Source organism: Streptomyces sp. NPDC004561, from assembly GCF_053602155.1.
Genome location: NZ_JBSGDB010000888.1, coordinates 1 through 1549, shown reverse-complemented (window position 1 = coordinate 1549; position 1549 = coordinate 1). Strand labels below are relative to the sequence as shown.

Annotated in this window: 2 protein-coding genes and 1 pseudogene; all 3 read right to left on the bottom strand. The window is 70.0% G+C overall.

The genetic code is table 11. The annotated features are described in order from the left end of the window. Positions 1-402 precede the first annotated feature (402 nt). On the bottom strand, positions 403-627 hold the full coding sequence (locus ACWEN3_RS46435; RefSeq protein ID WP_452984466.1) for a hypothetical protein: 225 nt from the start codon (positions 625-627) through the stop codon (positions 403-405). Positions 628-708: 81 nt separating this feature from the next. After that, positions 709-1371, bottom strand: coding sequence for an SDR family oxidoreductase (locus ACWEN3_RS46430; RefSeq protein WP_452984465.1), 663 nt, complete (start codon positions 1369-1371; stop codon positions 709-711). An 86-nt stretch (positions 1372-1457) separates the two neighbouring features. Then, a pseudogene (locus ACWEN3_RS46425) lies at positions 1458-1549 on the bottom strand (polysaccharide deacetylase family protein); the annotation flags it as partial.

The window sequence follows — 1549 nt, the reverse complement described above, 5'->3', positions numbered from 1 at the left end:
CGCTCTGCCCGCGGCCTTCTCCATCTCGTCAAGCTCCACAAGGCCATGCGCCCGCACACTACGTCATGCCACACGCACCGCTGCAAGGTCCCCGGATCCACTGTTTCAAGGACTCTTACTGATCTTCTCGTAAGTTCGGTGGGTGTAGTGGTCTTGTCGGTGGGAGGCTGTCCGGACAGCGGAGCCTCCGGTCCTTGTGAACGGCTTGTCTTGGCGGACTAGCCAGTTCTACCGGGGCTCCGCTTCTCGCGTCCGGCGTCCTGCCAGATCAGCCCTTGCTTGCGGCCACGGCCCGACCCGTAACTTCATGGCCTTGCCCTTTTGGCCCTGGCGGACAGGCCACGCCAGAGCGCTTCTCCCTTGCACTGGCGCGGCCCCTAAACCCTTCAGCGGCTCCCACCGCTAGACACGCACGCCCTTCACCCCGGTGAGGACGTACCGTCCCGACTCGTTGCTCCCACCGCGGCGGATGTCGATGGCGTCGATCTCGCCGTCGGCGTTGTGGCCGCCGTCGTACGGGCCGCCCACGTATGGGACACCGCGCCTCGTGTGCCCCGTGCGCGCCAGGGCGTTCTTCAGCCAGTCCAGCTTGTCCCAGGCCTCCTCGACGTGCCTCTTCACCGACATCGCCTCGACGTACCCGAAGGCGAGCCGATCGACTGCTGTTCGAAGGGTGTACCCGCACCCGGGCGAGGGCGGGGTGCGGCGTCAGCCGCCAGCCACGGCGCGCACCGCCTCCTCGACCCTGGTGGACCCGCTGATCAGCTCGAGGATGCGCCCGGCGGTCCTGGGCTCGTGGAGCAGGGCGGCGAGCACCGCAGCCACGTCATCGCGCGGCACTTGGCCGCGGTCGGTGTGCTCGGCGAGCGTGACGCGGCCGCTACCGGGGTCGTCGGTCAGCATCCCGGGGCGCAGAATCGTCCAGTCCAGTCCCCGACGGGAGGCGATGTCGGCGTCCGCCTCGCCCTTGGCCTTCAGGTAGGCGGCAAACACCGGGTCGGTGCCGGGCGGCGGCGGGCTGTCCACGCCCATCGCGGAGATCACCAGGAAGCGGCGCATCCCGGCGCGCTCGGCCGCGTCGGCGAGGAGGATGGCCCCGTTCCGGTCCACCGTCTGCTTGCGGGCCGCGCCGCTGCCCGGTCCGGCGCCCGCGGCGAACAGTGCCGCGTCGGCGCCGCCAAGGTGGCCGGCCACCTCGTCCACCGAGGCGTGCTCCAGATCGCACACCACCGGTTCCGCACCGTCCGCGCGCAGGTCGTCGGCGTGGTCTGGGTTACGGATCAGCCCTGTGACGTTGTCGCCGCGCGCCGAGAGCAGCCGGGTCAGCCGGCGCGCGATCTTTCCGTGTCCACCCGCGATCACCATGTGCATGGGGTCATTCTTGCCACACGCGACCGCTCACGCCGGGCTGCGGGACTGCCACGGCAGGTCGGGTCCCCGACGAAACGAAAATCAAGCGCTACCTGCCGTTCCAGCCGGGCCGGGCCGACGGTGACACGGTACGGGTCGTCCGAGCAGTCGCCGACCGAGTGGTACATGGCGATCCACG

What these genes read in the sequence shown, in the direction of transcription:
- ACWEN3_RS46430 (WP_452984465.1), bottom strand. Translation starts at nt 1,371, where the DNA reads ATGCACATGGTGATCGCGGGTGGACACGGAAAGATCGCGCGCCGGCTG.
- ACWEN3_RS46435 (WP_452984466.1), bottom strand. Translation starts at nt 627, where the DNA reads ATGTCGGTGAAGAGGCACGTCGAGGAGGCCTGGGACAAGCTGGACTGG.